19 protein-coding genes, 1 tRNA gene and 1 pseudogene are annotated in these 20,125 nt (G+C 61.0%); 10 read left to right on the top strand and 11 right to left on the bottom strand.

Annotated features, from left to right (window positions below; translation table 11 throughout):
* Window positions 1-2 precede the first annotated feature (2 nt).
* The 4 genes from AMK05_RS00615 (at window position 3) to AMK05_RS00600 (ending at window position 2,857) form a co-directional block, all read left to right on the top strand.
* The gene (locus tag AMK05_RS00615; RefSeq protein WP_082935603.1) at window positions 3-926 is read left to right on the top strand and encodes an amino acid ABC transporter substrate-binding protein; all 924 of its coding nucleotides are present in this window, start codon (window positions 3-5) and stop codon (window positions 924-926) included.
* A 97-nt stretch (window positions 927-1,023) separates the two neighbouring features.
* On the top strand, window positions 1,024-2,118 hold the full coding sequence (gene cax, locus AMK05_RS00610) for a calcium/proton exchanger (RefSeq protein WP_064835612.1): 1,095 nt from the start codon (window positions 1,024-1,026) through the stop codon (window positions 2,116-2,118).
* The gene (locus AMK05_RS00605) at window positions 2,115-2,483 is read left to right on the top strand and encodes a potassium channel family protein (protein WP_064835610.1); all 369 of its coding nucleotides are present in this window, start codon (window positions 2,115-2,117) and stop codon (window positions 2,481-2,483) included. Before cax ends, AMK05_RS00605 begins: the two co-directional genes overlap by 4 nt.
* Window positions 2,484-2,620: 137 nt before the next feature.
* The gene (locus AMK05_RS00600) at window positions 2,621-2,857 is read left to right on the top strand and encodes a hypothetical protein (RefSeq protein WP_064835608.1); all 237 of its coding nucleotides are present in this window, start codon (window positions 2,621-2,623) and stop codon (window positions 2,855-2,857) included.
* 64 nt (window positions 2,858-2,921) lie between these two features.
* Here the strand turns inward: AMK05_RS00600 and AMK05_RS00595 are convergent, their stop codons facing one another.
* From AMK05_RS00595 to AMK05_RS00575, 5 genes are read right to left on the bottom strand one after another with little or no spacing between them, the layout of a single operon-like run.
* Window positions 2,922-4,073, bottom strand: a complete 1,152-nt coding sequence (locus AMK05_RS00595) for an AI-2E family transporter (RefSeq protein ID WP_064835606.1) — start codon at window positions 4,071-4,073, stop codon at window positions 2,922-2,924.
* A 38-nt stretch (window positions 4,074-4,111) separates the two neighbouring features.
* Window positions 4,112-4,957 (bottom strand): polyphosphate kinase 2, encoded by an 846-nt coding sequence (ppk2, locus tag AMK05_RS00590; RefSeq protein WP_064835604.1) that lies wholly within the window; start codon window positions 4,955-4,957, stop codon window positions 4,112-4,114.
* Window positions 4,958-4,976: 19 nt separating this feature from the next.
* Window positions 4,977-6,677: a SulP family inorganic anion transporter gene (locus tag AMK05_RS00585; RefSeq protein WP_237352156.1), complete on the bottom strand. Its 1,701-nt coding sequence runs from the start codon at window positions 6,675-6,677 to the stop codon at window positions 4,977-4,979.
* A gap of 52 nt (window positions 6,678-6,729) precedes the next feature.
* A complete protein-coding gene (locus AMK05_RS00580; RefSeq protein WP_064835602.1) occupies window positions 6,730-7,887 on the bottom strand; it encodes an HlyD family secretion protein in 1,158 nt (385 codons plus the stop codon).
* Complete coding sequence (locus AMK05_RS00575) at window positions 7,887-8,234, bottom strand: DUF3302 domain-containing protein (RefSeq protein WP_064835600.1); 348 nt, start codon at window positions 8,232-8,234, stop codon at window positions 7,887-7,889. Before AMK05_RS00575 ends, AMK05_RS00580 begins: the two co-directional genes overlap by 1 nt.
* A 325-nt stretch (window positions 8,235-8,559) precedes the next feature.
* Here AMK05_RS00575 and AMK05_RS00570 point away from each other — a divergent pair, with 325 nt between their 5' ends.
* Genes AMK05_RS00570 through AMK05_RS00560 form a run of 3 tightly spaced genes read left to right on the top strand, consistent with a single transcriptional unit; the run spans window position 8,560 to window position 11,267 of the window.
* Entirely contained in the window at window positions 8,560-8,874 is a 315-nt protein-coding gene (locus AMK05_RS00570) for a hypothetical protein (protein ID WP_064835598.1), read from the top strand.
* A gap of 42 nt (window positions 8,875-8,916) precedes the next feature.
* Window positions 8,917-10,299, top strand: a complete 1,383-nt coding sequence (locus AMK05_RS00565) for a DUF3300 domain-containing protein (protein ID WP_064835596.1) — start codon at window positions 8,917-8,919, stop codon at window positions 10,297-10,299.
* Between the two features lie 29 nt (window positions 10,300-10,328).
* Window positions 10,329-11,267, top strand: coding sequence for a DUF2950 family protein (locus AMK05_RS00560; RefSeq protein ID WP_064835594.1), 939 nt, complete (start codon window positions 10,329-10,331; stop codon window positions 11,265-11,267).
* A 26-nt stretch (window positions 11,268-11,293) separates the two neighbouring features.
* On the opposite strand, the gene AMK05_RS00555 is transcribed toward AMK05_RS00560, so the two are convergent.
* Together AMK05_RS00555 and AMK05_RS00550 are read right to left on the bottom strand one after the other, a co-directional pair.
* On the bottom strand, window positions 11,294-11,803 hold the full coding sequence (locus AMK05_RS00555) for a CYTH domain-containing protein (RefSeq protein WP_064835592.1): 510 nt from the start codon (window positions 11,801-11,803) through the stop codon (window positions 11,294-11,296).
* Window positions 11,804-11,955: 152 nt separating this feature from the next.
* Window positions 11,956-12,423, bottom strand: a complete 468-nt coding sequence (locus tag AMK05_RS00550; protein ID WP_064835590.1) for a hypothetical protein — start codon at window positions 12,421-12,423, stop codon at window positions 11,956-11,958.
* A 261-nt stretch (window positions 12,424-12,684) separates the two neighbouring features.
* Here AMK05_RS00550 and AMK05_RS00545 point away from each other — a divergent pair, with 261 nt between their 5' ends.
* Window positions 12,685-14,478 carry a hypothetical protein gene (locus tag AMK05_RS00545; protein ID WP_064835588.1) on the top strand — a complete coding sequence of 598 codons (1,794 nt, stop codon included), beginning with the start codon at window positions 12,685-12,687 and terminating at the stop codon, window positions 14,476-14,478.
* A gap of 46 nt (window positions 14,479-14,524) precedes the next feature.
* Here AMK05_RS00545 and AMK05_RS00540 read toward each other — a convergent pair.
* The 3 genes and pseudogenes from AMK05_RS00540 to AMK05_RS00530 all read right to left on the bottom strand — a co-directional run bounded on the left by AMK05_RS00540 (window position 14,525) and on the right by AMK05_RS00530 (window position 15,529).
* Window positions 14,525-14,818: pseudogene (locus tag AMK05_RS00540) on the bottom strand (GIY-YIG nuclease family protein).
* Between the two features lie 101 nt (window positions 14,819-14,919).
* Window positions 14,920-14,995, bottom strand: a tRNA-Ala gene (locus AMK05_RS00535).
* Window positions 14,996-15,145: 150 nt separating this feature from the next.
* Window positions 15,146-15,529 carry a TIGR02300 family protein gene (locus AMK05_RS00530; RefSeq protein WP_064841223.1) on the bottom strand — a complete coding sequence of 128 codons (384 nt, stop codon included), beginning with the start codon at window positions 15,527-15,529 and terminating at the stop codon, window positions 15,146-15,148.
* 326 nt (window positions 15,530-15,855) lie between these two features.
* Here AMK05_RS00530 and cmk point away from each other — a divergent pair, with 326 nt between their 5' ends.
* Together cmk and rpsA are read left to right on the top strand one after the other, a co-directional pair.
* Window positions 15,856-16,503 carry a (d)CMP kinase gene (gene cmk / locus AMK05_RS00525; protein WP_064841222.1) on the top strand — a complete coding sequence of 216 codons (648 nt, stop codon included), beginning with the start codon at window positions 15,856-15,858 and terminating at the stop codon, window positions 16,501-16,503.
* 176 nt (window positions 16,504-16,679) lie between these two features.
* A complete protein-coding gene (gene rpsA / locus AMK05_RS00520; RefSeq protein WP_003571265.1) occupies window positions 16,680-18,383 on the top strand; it encodes a 30S ribosomal protein S1 in 1,704 nt (567 codons plus the stop codon).
* Window positions 18,384-18,459: 76 nt separating this feature from the next.
* On the opposite strand, the gene AMK05_RS00515 is transcribed toward rpsA, so the two are convergent.
* Complete coding sequence (locus tag AMK05_RS00515) at window positions 18,460-20,019, bottom strand: hypothetical protein (protein WP_064835586.1); 1,560 nt, start codon at window positions 20,017-20,019, stop codon at window positions 18,460-18,462.
* Window positions 20,020-20,125 lie beyond the last annotated feature (106 nt).

The following is a 20,125-nucleotide window of genomic DNA, read 5'->3' as shown; positions in this document are numbered from 1 at the left end:
ATATGTCAGAGAGAAATGGTCGCCGGGCGGCAATCGCCGCCTCTGTCCTCGCCGCAGCGGCCGTCTGCGCCGCCGCGCTGCCCGCGCAGGCACAGACGCTCGACCGCGTCCGGACGAGCAGCGCGCTGAAATTCGGCTACGATCCGGAAGCAAGGCCGTTTTCGTTCGATGCCCAAGGCAAGCCCGACGGCTATGCGGTGGCGCTCTGCAACAGGATCGCCGATAGCCTGAGAGCGCAGTTGAACCTGCCGAAGCTCGATGTGGAATGGGTTCCCCTTTCGGGTGACTCCAAGCTGCGCGCCATACAGGACGGCATGGCGGACCTTGTCTGCGCCGCGGAGCCGGTCACGCTCGGCCGCCGGCAGCAAGTGTCGTTCTCGCTGCCGATCTTCCCGAGCGGCACCGGGGCGCTGCTCAGCGCGAGCGCCCCCTTTGCATTGCGCGAGGTTCTGCAATATGGCGAACCATCGAACCGGCCCGTCTGGCGCGGAGCACCGGCCCGCACGATCCTCGAACATAAGACGTTCTCGTCGATCGCGGGCTCGACAAGCGAGGGCTGGCTGTCCAACAAGATCAAGACCTTCCAGCTCGCGGCGACGGCGACGCCCGTGACCAACTATCAACAGGGGATCGAGCGTGTTCTGGACGGCAGCTCGGCGGTGCTCTTCGGCGACATGCCAATCCTGATGGATGCCGCCGCCCGCAGCGACAGCTCCGGCAATCTCATCGTCCTCGAGCGTCATTTCACCTACGAACCGCTTGGCCTCGAACTCGTGCGCGGAGACGAGGATTTTCGCCTGGCCGTCGATCGCGCATTGAGCCAAGCCTATGCGGCACCGGATTTCCGGGCGTTCTTCACAACTTGGTTTGGCCCGCCTGACGAGGCGGTCGTCACCTTCTTCCAGCAGACGGCGCTTCCGGAGTGAGGCGGCGCACAGAATAAGGAATGTGAGAATCATCACTGCCGACATTGCGATGACGGGCAAGGGTTTAATCCATCCAGGTGATCACGGGGAGTGAAGGTTGAGCCTGCTTTTCAAACAGATTCGCGATAGCCCGATACTCTGGCTGCTGGCCGCCGTACCGGTGGTATTCTTGGCTGCGGCGCTCTTGCCCGAAGCCCACACGGCGCTTTTCGTCCTGTCGGTGCTGGCGATCGTGCCGCTGGCCGCTTTGCTTAGTCATGCGACGGAATCCGTTGCCGCCAAGACTGGTGACGCCGCGGGCGGGCTGCTGAATGCGACCCTCGGCAATCTGACCGAACTGGTCATCGCGCTGGCCGCCTTGCAGGCCGGCCAATATACGCTGGTTAAGGCATCCATCGCCGGAGCGATCGTCACCAACACGCTGTTCATGCTGGGCGCTTCGTTTCTGCTTGGCGGGTTGAAATACCACATTCAGGAATTCAACCGGGCGAGCGCCCGTCTTCAGGCCGGCCTGCTTTTCCTGGCCACGATCGCCCTTCTGATGCCATCGGCGCTTGGCGAATTGGACGCGGCATCCGTCGCACCAGTCACCCAAACACTCAGCCTCAGCCTGGCTGCCCTTCTGATCATCGGATATGGGCTGGGGCTGTTTTTCACGCTTCGGACTCATCGGGAGTTTTTCTCTTCGGCGGAACATGCCGAGACCGGCGAAGAGCCGTGGCCGATCAGCCTTGCTCTCAGTACCCTTGCGGGCGTCACCGTCCTGGTGGCGCTGGTGAGCGAGATTTTCGTCGAATCCGTGCAGGAAGCGGCCGAAGCCTTCGGAATGACGCCGGCCTTTGTCGGTTTCATCGTCGTCGCACTGGTCGGCGGCGCGGCCGAAATGGCCTCGGCCTTTTCCGGGGCGCGCAAGAACCGACTCGATCTGAGCGTCGGCATCGCGCTCGGGAGCGCGTCCCAGATCGCCTTGTTCGTCGCTCCGGTCCTGGTCCTGATGAGTTACGTGATCGGCCCGTCACCGATGGATCTGCAATTCTGGCCGGGCGCCGTGACGATGATGTTCCTTGCGACAGTGACTGCGATGTTTGTAACCAACAGCGGACGATCGGCATGGTTTGTCGGTGTCCTGGTGCTGATGGTCTATATGATTTTTGCGATAACGCTGTACGTCCTGCCTCCGGCAGTGCGATGACATCCGGCGTTCCGAAAGCGGAGCCCTCAGGCGGCGAACCGCAAACGCAAAAAATGCGGCGGCTGTTCTTCATCGCTCTCGCAAGGCAGCTCCGCGTCATCTGGCCGATCCTTTCCGGCATCGTGTCGATCATGGTGGCATCCGGCCTTGCGATTTGGCGCATCGAGGACTGGCGGATCGATGAAGCGCTTTATTTTACCTTCGTGACGGGCCTGACCATCGGTTACGGCGACTTCACGCCCAAACATGTTTCGGCACGAATACTCGCCTTGCTCATCGGTTTTGCAGGGATCGTGCTGACCGGCGTCATTGCAGCCATCACCGTAAAGGCCCTGAACGCAACGGACCGAGACGGCAGCAGCTAGCTATTAGGCCCGTCGGATTGTGGGTTTCGGGTGGCCGGATTCCAAATCCGCACATTTATTCGTGATTCCCGGGAACGATCCGATGGCTTGGTGACTTCGTATCCATTGCAGGGGCGCCTTGAATGCGGAGCTAATCCATGAGCCAAGAACGCGGCCGCAGAAAATTGATGTTGCGACTTCCCGATATTCGGCATCTGCTGGCGAGCATCACCAGCGAGGCGCTCGCGGAAATGTTCGAATCCTATGATCTTGCCGTCGATGCGCTGGAGCGGTTCCGAAATAGGAGCCCGAGGGAAGAGGTGCTGATCAGTGAGTATGAACAACTCTGCCGCGAAATCGAGCAGGAGGTTGTCGTCTACTGCAAGGACCGGTGAACCCCGCCGGGCTGGCCTGACCATGGCGAGAAGCGGGAGAATTTCGGCGACGTCGGGAGAGCTGTCATTGCCTGTGTTCCATCCGTTCAGGCAGGGCATCGAGCGTGGCGAGGTTATTGTCCGAGCCGGTCGCGACCGAAGGCCAGGCCCAGGCTCTCAGCAGCTCGTAGAAGACGCTGAGCACGACCGGCCCCAGAAATAAGCCCAGCAGCCCATGGGAAAGTGTGCCGCCGATGACGCCGATCAGGATGACTGGCATCGGGGTCGAAAGGCCCCGCGCCATCAGCAGGGGCTTCAATATGTTGTCGATGAGCGTGATGGGCACGGCAATGGCGGTAAAGGCAAAGGCAGCGGCGGGCGACCACGAGAACCACGACCAGATGACGACGGGAAGGAGCACGAGGCCGGGCCCCAGTTGCATCAGGCAAAACATGAAGATCACGAAGGTCAGCGCCCCGCGCGCCGGGACGCCAAAGAAAGCAAAGCATAGTCCGCAGAGCAGTGTCTGCAGGAAGGCAACGCCGATAACCCCCCGCGATACGTTTCGCACCGTGGCTCCCGCCAGCCTGGCAAAGCCGACACCCTTTTCGCCAGCGACCCGGTTTGCCAGCACCTGCACGGCCGCGGCCAGGCGAGCCGAACGTGTGAGAAATACACCCGAAAGCATGATCGAAACGACAAAGCTCAACACACCGCCGCCGATCGAGGCAAGCTTTGCAACGATAACGGCCGTCACTTCACGAATGGGCGCCTGAAGCTTGATGATGGTGGCGGCCAGATCGCTTGCGATCTGATTCCAGGCGTCGTGGATCCGCTCGCCGACGACAGGCCACTCCCGAATGGCGGCCGGCGCCGAGGGGAGCGTGAAATTCCCCGCCCGTAACGTGCCGATCAAAGCCTGCGCCGTGTCGGCAAAATTGACCGCAACGAGGGCCAGCGGCGCAATGATCAGCACGAGGCAAAAGACGACGATGACAATGGCCGCGATGACGGGTCTGTTTCCGAGCACCCTGCAGAGCGCCTGGAATATCGGGTAAAGCGCAACCGCCAGGATGGCCGACCAGATGACGATCAGCGCAAAGGGAGCGATGAGAACGATCGTCCAATAGGCGAAAAGCCCGATGATGCCCAACCGGACGAGGTCGCTTATTCTCCCCTCTACCGAACTCTGTCCTGACCCGGCTCCCTGCGCCGCCGTCTCGCCTGTGTTCTCCATCGCTGCATCCCGTCCGCCATGCTCCGGCTAAGACCGTCTTACGACCTCGCATCCGGCACAACGTGGCGGACGCTACGGTCCTCCAGGAAATCCGCCGGCCGCTTCTGACGTTTGCCGAGATCGGGCGCTTCAAACTTCACCCGTTCATAGGGAATGGATTGCAGAATGTGCGAGATGCAGTTGACCCGGGCGCGCTTCTTGTCATCCGACGGCACCACCCACCACGGAGCATGGTTGCTGTCGGTCATCCGCAGCATTTCGTCATAGGCGCGTGTGTAGTCCCACCAGCGCTGATAGGATTCGACGTCCATGGGGCTGAGCTTCCACTGTCGCCGCGGATCGTCGATCCGGCGCCTGAAGCGACGTTCCTGCTCTTCCTCGCTGACCGTCAGGAAGTATTTGAGCAGAATGACGCCGCTTTCGACGATTGCAGCCTCGAAACGGGGCGCCAGCTCAAGAAAGCGCTGCGCTTTCTTTTCGCTGCAGAATCCCATGACGCGATCAACGCCGGCGCGGTTGTACCAGCTGCGGTCGAATATGACGATCTCTCCGGCTGCCGGCAGATGGGCGATATAGCGCTGCATGTAGATCTGGGATTTTTCCCGGTCGGTCGGTGCCGGCAGCGCCACGACGCGAAAGACCCGTGGACTGACTCTTTCCGTTATGCGCTTGATCATGCCGCCTTTGCCGGCGGCATCCCGTCCCTCGAAGATGATGACCACCCTCGAGCCGGCTTTCTTGATCCAGGCTTGCAAATGCGCCAACTCCACCTGCAGCCGTTCGATTTCCTTGTCGTAATCCCATGATTTCTTTTTCTTCTTATTGTCTTTTACGACGCGGCCAGCCCCTCCATCCGTCTGCGCGGGCTCGTAATTCTCGTCCATTTTTCTCCCTCCCTTGCGGTTATGATAGTCTGCCTGCCGAGGCAGCAGCGCCGGTCTCGTCAACACTGCCGATCAGCGCTCTCAGCGCTTCGTCTCGACCGTTGAAAAGATTGTGGGCGCCGATCGTCTTGATGACGCCTGCGCGGTCGAGGATGCCACGGCTTTCTTCACTGAGATCCGTTATCGCAAAGACGATATTGCGTTTTGCGAGGATCTCGGCCACGGCGTCGAGCGCAGTTGCGCCGGTGCTGTCGACATGGGTGACGGCGCTGGCATCGAGCACGAGGCATCTGGTTTCGGCAGGAAGTGCCTTTGCGACCGAGGTCAGCCGCATGCGGACATAATCGGCATTGTAAAACAGAATGCTGCCCTGGATGGCGAAGACGGCCGCGCCCTCGACGGGGCGAGCTTCGGGAAAGCGCGCAAGATCGAAAAAGCCGTGCCGTCCCTCGATGCGGCCAAGCAGGCCGTCGCGGGGAAACATCGTCTGACGCAGCAGATAGACGAGCGTCGCCGCAACGGCGACGATGACGCCGTTGAGGACACCGAAGCTGATGGCGCCCCACATGGCGATCAGCGCAAAGATGAATTCCATGCGGCTGATGCGCCAGATCTTTTTCAGTTCGTGAATATCGATGAGGCTGATTGCCGCCGTGGCGAGAATTGCGGCGAGAGCAGGAATGGGAAGGATCCGCAGCGCGCTATGAAGGAAGACGAGCGCGGCAATGAGGGTCGCGGCCGAGACCAGTCCTGCGAGCTGAGAGACGCCGCCAGTCGACAGGTTTATCGCGGTTCGCGAATCCGAGACGCTGACCGGAAACGAGCCGAACAGGCCGGGCGCCAGATTGGCGGCGCCAAGTCCGATCAATTCCTGATTGGCGTCGACCTCCTCTCCGGTTCGCGACCCGAAGCTCCTTGCCGCGACAATGCCGGCGCCGAAGCTGACCAGAAAGATCGCGGCCGAACCGAGCACGATCTTGTCGAGAGGCATCTGATACAGTGCAGGCAGCGACAGGCTCGGCAGTCCGCTCGGGATATCGCCGACAACTGCGATGCCGCGGCCTTGGAAATCGAAAATCGCCGAAAGGACCACCGAGAGGACGACCACCAGAACGGGGCCCGGCACCTTGAACCGGAAGGCCCGGACGATCCACAACAAGGCGAACATGGCGAGGCCGAGGAGGAGCGACGGCCAGTGGATCAGGCTGCTCTTGGCGAGCATTTCGACGAGCGGCGGGATCAGCCCGTCGGACTCGATCTTCACCCCTGTGAAGCGGCCGATCTGCCCGACAAGGATGGAGAGCGAGACGCCGGCGAAGAATCCCACCAGAATGGGACGGGAGAGAAAGCTTGCGAGCACGCCGAGCCGCAGCAATTTCGCCGCGATGCAGAAGACGCCGACGCCAAGCGCAAGAGCCGAGGCGATGGCGATCCTGTCGACACCTGCGGTGCCAGGTTCGGCGGCGATTATGGCGCCCATGGCGGCGGCCAGCACGGTCATGGTCGCCGCATCGGGCCCGACGACCAAAATCCGGGAAGGGCCAAAGATCGCATAGGCGATCGGCGCCACGATGCTGGCATAGATGCCCGTCTCCGGCGGCAGGCCGGCGATGGCGGGATAGGCGATGGCGCTCGGCAAGCCGACCGCGGCGATCGACAGCCCGGCCGGAATATCACTGCGAAGCCAGTCTCTGTTGAAGCCGGCCAATCCCCGCAACATCGGAAGACTTCCTATCACCGCTGGCTCCTTCATCCTTTGCCGCCGACATGCGTCAGTGTTCGAGGAACACGTAATTCATCCAGCTGCTCATGCGCAGCAGCACCTTGCGCAGAACGGCGACGTGGTGCCAATGATGGGTATAGACCGCGACATCAGCGACCACGCCGCCCGGCAGTTGATAGTCCTTGGTGCTTTCGAGCAGCTCGATCCGCGCCAGCGTCTGTCCGGGCGAGACGCGCTCGGGCGATTGCGGGTCGATCAGCGCGCCGCTCGGCTGCAGCTGGCCCTGGGCCATGACATCGATCACCTCTCCCACCCGCGCCTTGAATATCTTGCCGGGCACCGCCTTGAAGGAGACCTCCGCCTCGTCGCCGACGCGGACGCGCTGCAGCGAATTCTGGATGAAGGCTGCCGCCAGCATGCGGTCCTGGCTGTCGATGAAGACCATCACCGGCCGCAGCGGCAGAGGATTGGCCATCATTCCGGGACGGAGGAAGACCTGGGTGACATAGCCGTCGGTCGGCGCCCGCACGACCGTCTGGTCCAGCTCGTACTCAGCGTTGTTCAACTCGGCCTGCAGCCGTGCAACCGTCGGGTTCGTTCCGTTGATCTCGGACTCGTAGGCGAGCTTTGCCTGCGTCGCCTGCGCGCGGGCCGTATCGACCGTGGCCTCCGACGTCAGGTAGATGCCGCGCCGGTTTTCGACCTCGAGTTCGGAAAAGACCGCACCCCTGCCGCTCGACTTCGCATTCTCGTTCGACTGCTGGAATTTTTCGAAAGCCTGCAAGGACCTATCCCTGGAGGCTTCGGCGCCGACGACAGCCGCATCGGCAGCGTCCATCGCCGCTTTCAACTGCAGGACGGACTGCTCGGCTTCGGCGAGCGCGGCCTTCTTCTGATCGACCGAAAACTGGTACGGCCGAGGATCGATGCGAAAGAGGATGTCGCCTTTCTTCAAGGGCGCATTCGGCGTCACCGGCACCTCGACGACCTGGCCTCCGACGACGGGAATGACGGGGGCGGAAGTGAAATAGATGCGCCCGTCGCTCGAATAGGGATGATTGTAGCTCATCAGCAGCAGGAGGGCGGAGATAAGGAATATCCCGCCGAGGACGGCCGTCGCGAGCGTCCATTGGTTCACGGGGATCCGGAATATCTTGAAGATCGTCCAGCAGATCGCGGCATAGGTCAATATCAGGAGCAGATCCATCAGGCGGTCTCCTTCTCCGGCTGCGGCGTTTGTGCCTCGAGCTCGGCGATCCGGGCGTGCAGACGCGCAATTTCCGCATTCGCTTCCACCTCCGCCGACAGCTTTCCGTCCTGCCGGATGCCCCAGCCGCGGTCTTCGCGGTAAAGCGTCGCCCAGATGAACAGGAACGGCCAGATGGCATGAAGCGTGAAGAGGCTGACCCATCCCGCAACATGGATGGCATCCTGATGGGGATGGTTTCGCGCCTTGGCCATCAGATGCGGAATGTCGTGAATGGCAATCACGGCATAGAAAAGCGTGACCACCACGAAGACCAAGACGCCCAAGGCAAAATAGTCGAGAAACACGACCCCTCCCTTCCGGCTTGGGTCCAAACCCGAGCCGCTGATCGCAAGCGAAGACGGAATAGTAGGCCCGTTTCGGCACAAAGGCCCGTAGCATCGCGTAATCTCTATCGAGACCTTCGCAGACGATCCGCCTGACGAGATCGCCTGTGGCACAGGGAAAAACGCCGGCTCGGCAAGCGCATCCGATCTCACGTCTCATGTGCCGGGTGCGAAGCGCCGTTCGCGAGCCGGACAACGTAGGATCGCGTATTTTACGTCTGCAGACAGCGCGGCTGATATATAGTTTTCACATCTGCTGAGCGCAGTTCTGCGGCGGGGGCGGGAGATGGCGTCGGGAGAAAGTGGTTCGACATATTCGTCCGCCCTTGAAACGGCAGAGGCTTATTTCCCCGACCAGGCGAGGCTGGTGCAGCGATTATTCTACGTCAACGAGGCCTTTCGTAGCATGTGCGAGGATCTCGCTGCCGCGGCGCAGGCTTTGGCGAATGTCGAACAGCTGCCCGACACGTTGAGAGAGGCGCGGCGGCTGGAATATGCGGGCTTGGTCGATGCCCTGTTGAAGGAGATGCGGGAGGCGATTTCGCAATCGAAAATTGTGATGCTCAGGCGGTCCCCCGTCACCGGCCCCAAATCTCCGTGAACGCATTCGTCATTCAACTGATTCAAGGGAGGTCCATGTGCGATGAAAGCAATTTCCCGCAAACTGCTTGGTGGATTGTCGGCGCTGGCGATCATTGCGCTGCAGCCGGCCTTCCCCGTGCGAGCACAGGCTCCCGCGCCGGCTGTCGCGCCAGCCCCGGCAGCCGCGGAGCAGGCCGCGCCTGCCCTTCTCTCCGAAGAAGAGCTTGAAGTGCTCGTCGCGCGGATCGCGCTCTATCCCGACGAACTGGTGGCGGCGATTTCGGCCGCCTCGCTCTTTCCCCTTGAGATCATCGAGGCGCAGCGCTTTCTGGACGCGAAAAAGAAAAGTGCCGACCTCAAGCCCAAAAGCGAGTGGGACGGCAGCGTCGTTTCGCTGCTCAACTATCCCGACATCGTCAAGATGATGAGCGAGGATCTCGATTGGACGCAATCGCTCGCCGATGCGCTCGCCAATCAGCAGAAGGACGTGCTCATCGCCATCCAGCAGCTTCGCGACGAGGCAGTGGCAAAGAACATCATCAAAACGGATGACAAGGTGACGGTTGTCACCGAAAACGACAACATCATTATCCGGCCGACCGATCCCGAGAAGATCTATATCCCGCAATATCCGCCGGAAATGCTCTATGAGCCGGACTATGCCGCGGAGCCGATCTCCTATTATCCGGATTATTACGACAGTTATTACTATCCGGGCGCCGCATTCTTTGCCGGCGCGGTCACCGGGCTTGCCTGGGCCGCCGTCGTCAATTGGGACGACTGGGGCGTCTGGGGCGGCCGCTGGGACGGCGATATCGACATCGATTGCAACAATTGCCTGAACAATCGCAACTTCAACGGCAAAATGAAGTTGAATGACGTCGACTGGGCGAATGTCGACCGTAGCAAGCTGAGCATCGGCAAGGATCAGCTCGGCAAGCTGGACCGGTCGGCGATCCAATCGGGGCTGCAGGGCGACAATCGAAACCAATTGCGCAACAAGGCCGCGGACAGGCAGGCAAGCCAAAGGCCGGGCAATCGGACGACGGCGGCGCGCGCGGACGATATCCGGAAAAGCACGGCGCAAGGGCTGAAGGCCAAACCGCAGGCCGACAGGCCGACGGCGGCCAATCGGCAGAACGCGTCGCGGCCGGAGAACCGTCCGAAACAATCGGCCAATCGCCCTTCGGCGAAACCCGCGCAGAAATCCGTCAAGAAACCCAACAAGCCGCAAATGGCTGCGAGACCCGACAATCGCGGACGCCAGTCGAGCGCACTCGGCAATGTCCAGTCCGGCCGCCAGCAGTCCGTCGCCTCGAAACGAGGCTCACAAAGCATGGGCGCTCACCGCCCGGCAGCCCGTCCCGCTCAGCACTCGCGCCCGATGCCGTCTCGCGGCGGCGGCGGCCGCGGCGGCGGTGGTGGCGGCAGAGGACGGCGATGACACCCCTTACGAGCCCATGGAGTTCCATCATGAGACGTCAATCGATCGTAATCCCGCTCATGCTTGCGACAGCGCTTGTCACGATGCCGACGACGCCGGCGCTTTCGCAAGGGCAGACGGATCTCGCCGAATACAAGGCGGCAACATCCTCACCGAAATTCGACAGTCCAACTCTTGCCCTCGATCGGCTGAAAGCGGTGCTTGCCGCCAACAATATCGGCGATCTTGCGAATCTTCTCGGCCTGGACGCAGACAGGCTGCGCGCGAGCAATGAGGCGATGATCGCTTATGGATTGATCCGGGAAGGCGCCGAACGGCAGATGATCCTGAAAGACGCCGATGCTGCGAAAATCGTTGTGATCGGCGATCGGCTCTGGCCGCTGCCATTCCCGTTGACGCAGGACAAGGATGGGAAATGGTCCTTCGACACGCAACGCGGCTTCGAGGAGATCGTCAACCGGCGCATCGGCGAGAACGAACTGGCGACGATCGACACGATGCATGAATATGTGGCGGCGCAGTATCAATATGCATCCGACGACCGCGACGGCGACGGCATTTACGAGTTTGCCAAAAAACTGATCAGCAGTCCGGGCAAGCTTGACGGTCTCTACTGGGATCCGAACGTCTACCCGGAAGAAAGCCCGGCCAGCGCGCTAGTGCAAACGGCTGCCTTCGGCGCCGCCAAACGCGGCGAGGGTTATTTCGGATACCGCTATCGCATCCTGACCGCTCAGGGCGACAACGTGCTGGGCGGCAAACAAAGCTACGTCATCAATGGATATATGACCGGCGGCTTCGCACTCATCGCCTGGCCGGTCAAATATCGGGTGACCGGCGTGCAGACATTTATCGTCAACGGGAGGAGCGCCATCTATCAGCGCGATCTCGGCCCTGAGACGGAACAGCGCGCCGCCGCGATCAAGGAATTCAATCCGGATGCCAACTGGACCATTGTCAGCGAATAGGTTCCGGCAGCGCCCTGCACCCTTTTTCAGAGGGGCGACGCTGCCGCCCCCATCCGCCCCGATGCATTCAGAGGCGGCTTGAACGAGGCAGCGGCCATGGCGCGATTGGAATAGCGTTTGTTGCCCGTGACTTCCCGCCCGAGCCATTGCGGCAGCGCCGGCAGATCATCTTCGCTCGCCATTTCGATCTCGGCGAGCGTCAATCCCTCATAGGCTCCGGCGAAGACGTCCACTTCCCAGTGTCTGCCCTCGTGAAGCACCCGGTAGCGGGTCTTTTCAATGACGTGGCCAGTCGCATGACGAAGCAGGTCTCGCGCCTCTTCGACGGGAATCTCATACTCATATTCGTCTTTCGCAAGCCCCATCGTATGGAATTTGATCGTCAGCAAAGCGGAACGACCGTCAATCAAACGGACACGCACCGGGTTATCGCCGCGGGACAAATAACCCTGCTGCAGCACATGCGAAACACCGGCGCGCGCGCGCCAGCTATCGTTACGCACGAGAAATTTGCGCTCGATCTCGGTCGCTTTCACGTTGATTTCTCCCGGAGGATTTCCGTCTTTCTCCGAAGCTCGGAAATGCCCGCCTCTTTGTTCTCACGTAATTCCCGACGCAAAAGGCTAGAGCATGATGCCGAAAAGTGTGAAGGCGCTTTTGTTGGAACTGCTCTCGCTTTTCCCGCCGGTCAGTCTACAGGCGGCTCCCAGGTGAGGAAGAAGCCGACATCGCCGGGCATGCCGTCCGGGAAATTGATGATCATGGCCTTCAGCCCATACCCCTGCGGCTTGGCGACCTGTTCGAAAAGCTCGAGAATCTCCTTCGCCTTTCCCTGCAGCGTCTTCTGCCATCCGGGCAGATTGTTGTTGATGGCCCGGCCGCTGTCCGTGCAGAACGTCGACGGAAAGCTGTAGATCAGCGCCTCGTATTTGCCGTCTGCGGCCGCTTTCATGACCAGCCGCTTGATGACGGCGCGTTCCGCTTCACCAATCTGCTTGCGGAAAAAATCCTCGACGAATTCCGCATGCTTCTTTGCTTCCCGCGCCTTGATCTTTTCGCTGCGCTCCATCTCGACAAGCTGAAGCTCCAGAGCACGTTTGCGCAGATCCTCCGCGCTTGTCATGGGGTGGGGTGTAGCGGTTTCAGGTGATGTCATCGCAGCCTCCTCCAGAATACGCGCCGATGATAGAGCGCGCTTGGAGACTAAGGCAGTAAGATACATGTCGGGGCCGGTAGAATACGGTATCCTACGCTCGCATTTCGCAAGTTTTGGTTTACGCCCATCATGTAGCTATTCACGGGGCTCATGTAGCATGGTCATGTTATTCGGCGGTCGGCATTGCCGTTACGACCGGCCGGGACTATTGTTTAAGACAGAGTTCTGCAAGTTGTTCGCAATCGGAGTCTGGGGGAACCGATGACGAGTGCAGGCATAAACAGGGTCGCCGCCTCGCAGGAGGAGGTGCAGCAGCAACTCGAGCGCATTCTGTCCAGCCGCGAGTTCCGCCTGCCCGAACGGGCGAGGCGATTTCTTGAATTCGTGGTCACGGAAACGCTCGCAGGCCGTCGCGACTATCTGAAAGCCTTTACCATCGCGCAGGCAGTGTTTGGCAGAGACGCGAATTTCGATGCACAACAGGATCCATGCGTTCGTATCGAAGCCGGCCGGCTGCGACGGGAACTGGAGCATTATTACCTGACCGCCGGCGCCGCCGACCGAATCATCATCACCATCCCCAAGGGTGGCTACGCGCCGGTCTTCGACGTCATCCGGAGTGCTGGTCCCGCGGATACGGTGCCGCCCGAACAGCCCGATCGGCCTGGCTTGCCGGGCGATGATAATGAGAAGATCACTACGGCTGCGGATACGGACGGCCTGGAGCAACCGGACCGGCGCCGATGGTCCCTCTATTGGCTCCTGGCAGCCGGTGCCATGCTCATCCTTGCCTCGGCAGCGGCGCTACTTCAACAGTTGGGATCGCCGAATACGGCGCGCGAGACGACAACGAGAACCGACAATCGCCCCACCATTATCGTCGAGCGTTTTGAAAGTGCCTCCGACGACAGCCCCGCCGCCGATGTTTCGCGTGGCATGACCGACGACGTCATCGAGAAACTGGTCCGCTTCAACGACATCGTCGTCGTCACCGCCATACCGCGGAATAATAATATCGGCAAAGCTTCGTCCGAGCCGCTCTACGCCCTGCAGGGAAGCGTGAGGCTTGAAGGCAACAGGCTGCGTTCGACAGCGAGGCTGGTGCGGCGGGCGGATGCAGCGGTCATTTGGGCAAACAATTACGATGCCGATATGAAGGTGCAGGGCATCCCGAAAACGCAGGCGAGCCTTGCCGGAGATATCGCTGCGGCGGTCGCGCGTCCGTTCGGCGTCATATTCCAGACCGACACCGCCGCCATCGCCGGCAATGCGGACGCTTTTTCCTGCGTTCTGTCCTACTACAGCTACCGCAGCGAAATGACCGTGCAGGCGCATGAGGCGGCGAAATCCTGCCTGCAACAGGCCGTGAAGGAAACGCCAGCCGATTCCAACATCGTCGCCCTTCTTTCGTTGATGCATCTCGACGAGTTCCGCTTTTCATACCAGCTTCACAGGCAATCGACGGCCGCAACGCTCGGCATCGCCAAGGAACTTGCCGAGCATGCGGTGCAGCTCGACCCGAAGAATGCGCGCGCCCTTCAGGCGCTGATGCTTGCCAGCTTTTTCGGCAATGATGCGGCTGCAGCTCTCAGCGCCGGCGCCGCCGCCTATGCCAGCAATCCGAACGATACCGAGGTTGCCGGCGAATACGGCCTGCGCCTGTCGATGTCGGGAGAATGGGATAAAGGCTGCATGCTGATTTCGGAGGCCGTCGGCAAGAATGCCGGCCCACGCGGATATTACGAAGTCGGGATGGCGCTCTGCGCCTTCATGCGCGGCGACACGCAGGCTGCGGAGCTCTGGTCGCGCATGTCGGACCTCAATTACAATCCGATGCACCGCCTTGTATTGCTCTCCATTCTTGGCGCGCTTGGAAAACAGCAGGAGGCGCAGGAACAGGTCGAATGGATCCGGCGCGAATCGCCTGCACTGATCCCGAACATAAGACGCGAGGTCGTCAGCCGGCTGGCGCGAACCGAGGATCAGAAGCGGTTCCTTGCGGGAATTGAGGCTGCCGGTTTGCCGGTGCAGGATGGCGAAGCAGCGAAGAATTGAGGTGATGTGCGCCGAATGCCGGCGCCGGCTTCGCGTGCACCGGCGCTTATTCGGGATCGGTCTTCCGGTTGGCGAGGCGAATTGAAGCCAGGTTCGGCTGGACCAGTCTCTTGCCGGCAAAAGCTCTGCCGGAATGCGATTTCAGATATGTTTCGAATTCAAGCGCCTTGTGCTTGTCAGGAAAGGCGCAATACCAGAGCAAATTTCATGGTGCAAATTTGGCAGTGTGAGTGGATTTTCCAGCATTGTGCGTGGAAAGCCGTTGCTTCAAATCTGCGGTAGACCCGGTATATTCCTGATCGGGAAAATCGACGCTGCGAAGAATATAGACATACCACATCAGCGTTTCAGCCCGTCGTCGCCCTTCGGGCTATGCCGGGCACTGCTTCGGCCTAACGGTTTCCCGCGGCTGCGCCACGCGAAGCCCGTAAGGGCGAAGCGTGGTGGAGCTAAGCGGGATCGAACCGCTGACCTCTTGCATGCCATGCAAGCGCTCTCCCAGCTGAGCTATAGCCCCATCAAGGTGGTCCGGCTGAGGGCCGGTCCTGGGATGCTTCGCAGGGCGTGCCCTGCGGAGTGGCGGCTTATTACTTCCGGTTTTCGGAGATAGCAAGCCTAAAAAATCCGGCCCGGAGAATTTTTTCCTCGCCGGGCCGAAATGCAGCCGTCAGACTTCGTCTTCGTCGCCGGTCACGCCGATGATGTCGCTCATGTCGTCGTCGTCATCGTCTTCGTCGGGTGTGAGGAAGGTGTCGTCGTCGTCATCGCCTTCGATTTCGACATCGTCGTCGCCCATATCCGGGATGTCGTCGCCGGAGGCGGCGTCATCGGCATCCTCAAGCGAAACCAGTTCGACTTCGGTGTTTTCGGTATCGACTTCCGCAACCTCGTCTTCTTCGGCAACATCTGATATCGCCGACGTTTCCTCGAAGAAGGACAGGGGGTAGGACTTGCCGGTATAAGGAGAAACGATCGGATCCCGGTTCAGATCATAAAACTTCTTGCCGGTTTCCGGATCGGTACGCTTGGTTCCAAGTTCCGCTTTCGCCACTATAAGCCTCGTGAGAATGGCCGAATCCGAGATTCGGCAAATGCCGTTCAAGCCGGCGTTCCATCGGAATTTATAAGCCGGTCCCCTTAATCGCTGTGGCTTCCCATGTCAAAGCCAAACTTTATGTTCGGAGCGCAAGCTATTTCCGGCGCCGGCGGATGACCGGCCGGTGGGTTTATGGTAACGAGCCGCCGCAGCAGCAGAGGCGGGCGAAGATCGTCGCCGGAAGGATCGGGCTTGCGCAGAAAATGCTGCGACTTTACAAAGCATTACGTGTTGAAGGCGTTGCGCCGCCGCCTTTCAGCCAGGTGCCCCAGGATCGACACATGAACAGCAAGACTTTCACCATCGCCGTCGATGGCCCGGCAGCGGCCGGCAAGGGCACGCTTTCGCGCCGCATCGCCGAGCAATACGGCTTCCACCATCTCGACACCGGCCTGACCTATCGCGCCACGGCCAAGGCGCTGCTCGACGCCGGCCTGCCCCTTAACGACGAGGCGGTGGCGGAAAAGATCGCACGGGAGGTTGAACTCGCCGGGCTGGATCGCGATATACTTTCCGAACATGAGATCGGCGAAGCCGCTTCGACAATCGCCGTCATGCCGGCGGTGCGACGGGCGCTGGTCGAGGCGCAGCGCCGGTTTGCGACGAAAGCACCGGGAACGGTGCTCGACGGGCGCGATATCGGCACGGTCGTCTGCCCTGATGCACCGGTGAAGCTCTATGTGACGGCGACGGCGGAGGTGCGGGCAAGACGCCGTTACGACGAGATCATCGGCCGAGGTGCGACGGCGGATTTCGATGCGATTTTCGAAGACGTCAAGCGGCGCGACGAACGCGACATGGGACGGGCCGACAGCCCTTTGAAACCAGCAGTCGATGCGCACTTGCTTGATACGTCGGAAATGAGTATAGAGGCCGCGTTTCAAGCCGCACAATCGATCATCGATGCGGTCTTGAGCCGAAATGCCTAAATTGAAGCGATTTTGCATGCTCAGACGCATGGATCGCTTTTCATACAGCAGCCTGAAATTCCGTCCAAGCGCCGGATTGCCTTCGTGAAAGAGGGCGGACTGGGTTCAGGCCCGTTCAACGCAAACCAACCGGCGCATACGTGTCCGCTTCCTATCCAGGACACGCAGGAGATTTTATGTCAGTAGCTACTCCCTCTCGCGAGGATTTCGCGGCCCTTCTCGAAGAGTCCTTTGCCAAGAACGATCTGGCCGAAGGCTATGTCACCAAGGGTATCGTCACGGGCATCGAAAAGGATGTCGCCGTTGTCGACGTCGGCCTGAAGGTCGAAGGCCGCATCGCGCTCAAGGAATTCGGCGCCCGCGCCAAGGATGGCCAGCTCAAGGTTGGCGATGAAGTCGAAGTTTACGTCGAGCGTATCGAAAACGCGCTCGGCGAAGCCGTTCTGTCGCGCGAGAAGGCTCGCCGCGAAGAGAGCTGGGTCAAGCTCGAAGCCAAGTTCGAAGCCGGCGAGCGCGTCGAAGGCGTGATCTTCAACCAGGTCAAGGGCGGCTTCACCGTCGATCTCGACGGTGCGATCGCCTTCCTGCCACGTTCGCAAGTCGATATCCGCCCGATCCGCGACGTTACTCCGCTGATGCACAACCCGCAGCCCTTCGAAATCCTCAAGATGGACAAGCGCCGCGGCAACATCGTGGTTTCGCGCCGTACGGTTCTGGAAGAATCCCGTGCCGAGCAGCGTTCTGAAATCGTTCAGAACCTCGAAGAAGGCCAGGTTGTCGACGGTGTCGTCAAGAACATCACCGATTACGGTGCGTTCGTCGACCTCGGCGGTATCGACGGCCTGCTGCACGTCACCGACATGGCATGGCGCCGCGTCAACCATCCGTCGGAAATCCTGAACATCGGCCAGCAGGTCAAGGTTCAGATCATCCGCATCAACCAGGAAACCCACCGCATCTCGCTCGGCATGAAGCAGCTCGAGAGCGATCCGTGGGATGGCATCCAGGCCAAGTATCCGGAAGGCAAGAAGATTTCCGGTACCGTCACGAATATCACCGACTACGGTGCATTCGTCGAGCTGGAGCCGGGCATCGAAGGCCTGATCCATATCTCGGAAATGTCCTGGACCAAGAAGAACGTTCACCCCGGCAAGATCCTGTCCACGAGCCAGGAAGTCGAAGTCGTCGTTCTCGAAGTCGACCCGTCCAAGCGCCGTATTTCGCTCGGCCTCAAGCAGACGCTGGAAAATCCGTGGGCAGCATTCGCCCGCAGCCATCCGGCCGGCACTGAAGTCGAAGGCGAAGTCAAGAACAAGACCGAATTCGGCCTGTTCATCGGTCTCGACGGCGACGTCGACGGCATGGTGCACCTCTCCGACCTCGACTGGAACCGTCCGGGCGAACAGGTCATCGAGGAGTTCAACAAGGGTGACGTCGTCAAGGCCGTCGTTCTCGACGTCGATGTCGAGAAGGAACGCATCTCGCTCGGCATCAAGCAGCTCGGCAAGGATGCGGTCGGCGACGCCGCTGCATCGGGCGACCTGCGCAAGAATGCAGTCGTTTCCTGCGAAGTCATCGCGGTCAACGACGGCGGCGTCGAAGTGAAGCTCGTTAACCACGAGGACATCACTTCGTTCATCCGTCGCGCCGACCTCGCCCGCGACCGCGACGAACAGCGCCCCGAGCGCTTCTCGGTCGGCCAGGTCTTCGATGCCCGCGTCACCAACTTCTCCAAGAAGGACCGCAAGATCATGCTGTCCATCAAGGCTCTGGAGATTGCGGAAGAGAAGGAAGCCGTTGCTCAGTTCGGTTCGTCCGACAGCGGCGCTTCACTCGGCGACATTCTGGGCGCAGCGCTCAAGAACCGCGGCGGCGAATAAGCCTCGCATCCGCCTTTGAATTGAAGAACCCGCCGGAGCGATCCGGCGGGTTCTTCATTTTCAGGCGGTAAAGATGTTACTCCCAGCCGACCATGCGCTGATAGAGCGCGTAAACAGGGTCGGCGGCCGCGCCGGACTGATAAGGCGTCGGCTCGGCATCAATCATCCTCGGCGTCCTGCGCTGAGGCCCCGCACTGGCTGCTTCGGCATCGGCCGCCACATCCCCGGCGCCGGACTGCGCCTGCTGCTGATTTTCCTGCTGCAGATTCTCTTGCTGTTGGTCTGGCGGCGCCTCGTCGTGATGATGCGGATTTTGGTGGCTGGCTTCACCGGCCTTCTCGTTCGGCGGGACATCCTTGGCAAACTGATAGGGCAGCTGCGTATAGGCAAATCCCTCCGGCATCCTTGCCGCGAGCGGTAGATAGGCAGCCTCGGCCGTCTCGGGAAGCGGCATCATTGGCGGCGCGGCAATCTCTTTCGGCTGGCGGGCAGCCACAATCTCCGTTTCCACCGGCGAGGCGCGCGGCGCTGCGGCGGCGCGCGCATCGGGCGCTGCGGGTTCCGCCGGCTGCCGGATCAAGGTTTCGGTGGCATCGCTGATGACGGCATCATCGAGAATCGCATCGATCTCCACGGCCGCTTCGACGGGACCATTCTCCGGCACGGTTTCGGCGTCTTGCTCGCGGATGATGGTGACGATCATCTCGGAGACCTCTTCGGTCATCGAAGCGACAATTCCCGTCCAATTCCTGGGAATGACGGGATCGCCTTTTTCCGGCATGGCGCGCGGCTGGATTGCAGGCGCCTCCGGCGTTTCCCGCGCGTCCTCAGCCGCTGCGGCTTCGACCGGCAAGGCTGGCGCGGCGTCGATCTCCTGCGGCTCGGATTCTTCCGACGCGACCGCGCTTGCCGCTGCGGACTGAGCCCGGTTTTCACGCCGCGGCGTTTCCGGATCGGCAGCGTCCACGGCCTCGGCGATCACCGCTTCCTCAGCCGTCGCCAGCGCCGCGGTCTCGCTCAGCGCACTGGCGGGCGCGGACGGCTTGTCTGCCGGCTGGCGCATGGCGGCAGGCGAATGATTCTCATGCAGCTGGATCTCCGGCCGGGCTTCGGCGCGCATCGGCGAAGCGTCGTTCTGGCCATAGGAGCGCACGACGGCGCGGGCGGCGAGATCGCGATCCTTGTAGCGGACGATTTCCAGATAGGCGACGATGCGCGCCGCCTCCGGGCCCGCGGGATTCTTCAGCGCTGCGGCGATCATCCGAAGCGGCAGGCTGTGGCCTTGCTCGGTGAGTTGGCGCTCGACTTCGTCGATCCTGGCGGCCGGCAGCCGCTGGATGGCATCGGCAAGCCGGGAGGCGAAGGCAAGATTGCTCTCGTCCTCGCCGCGATCCAGCGAGATCGCGCGGCCGGCCGCATCGATGGCGTCGAAAAGGGCTTCGATCATGCGCTCGCGTGCGGCAAGGAGCAGGATACTGAGTTTGCCGGCAATAGCGGAATTCAGATCGGCGGCTTCGACGGGGTTGACCGGCGCTGGAGCAATCACAGAACGACCGAGGCCGCCGGCGACGATTGCCGCAGTCTGGCCTTGGGACGAAAAGCTTGCATTGGACGCTGCACGAACGGGAGTCAACATGGCATGCTCCTTTCGTAAAGTGACGATGAAAGCAGGCTCTATAAAAGGACCGTGCTCATCCGGCCCCCTTGCATCCCAGCAGATCCTCCTATCCGCATGACGCAGT

It is taken from the genome of Rhizobium sp. N324 (assembly GCF_001664485.1).
GTDB lineage: Bacteria > Pseudomonadota > Alphaproteobacteria > Rhizobiales > Rhizobiaceae > Rhizobium.
Note: the sequence above shows the minus strand (reverse complement) of the source record. Positions and strands in the feature narration are given on the sequence as shown.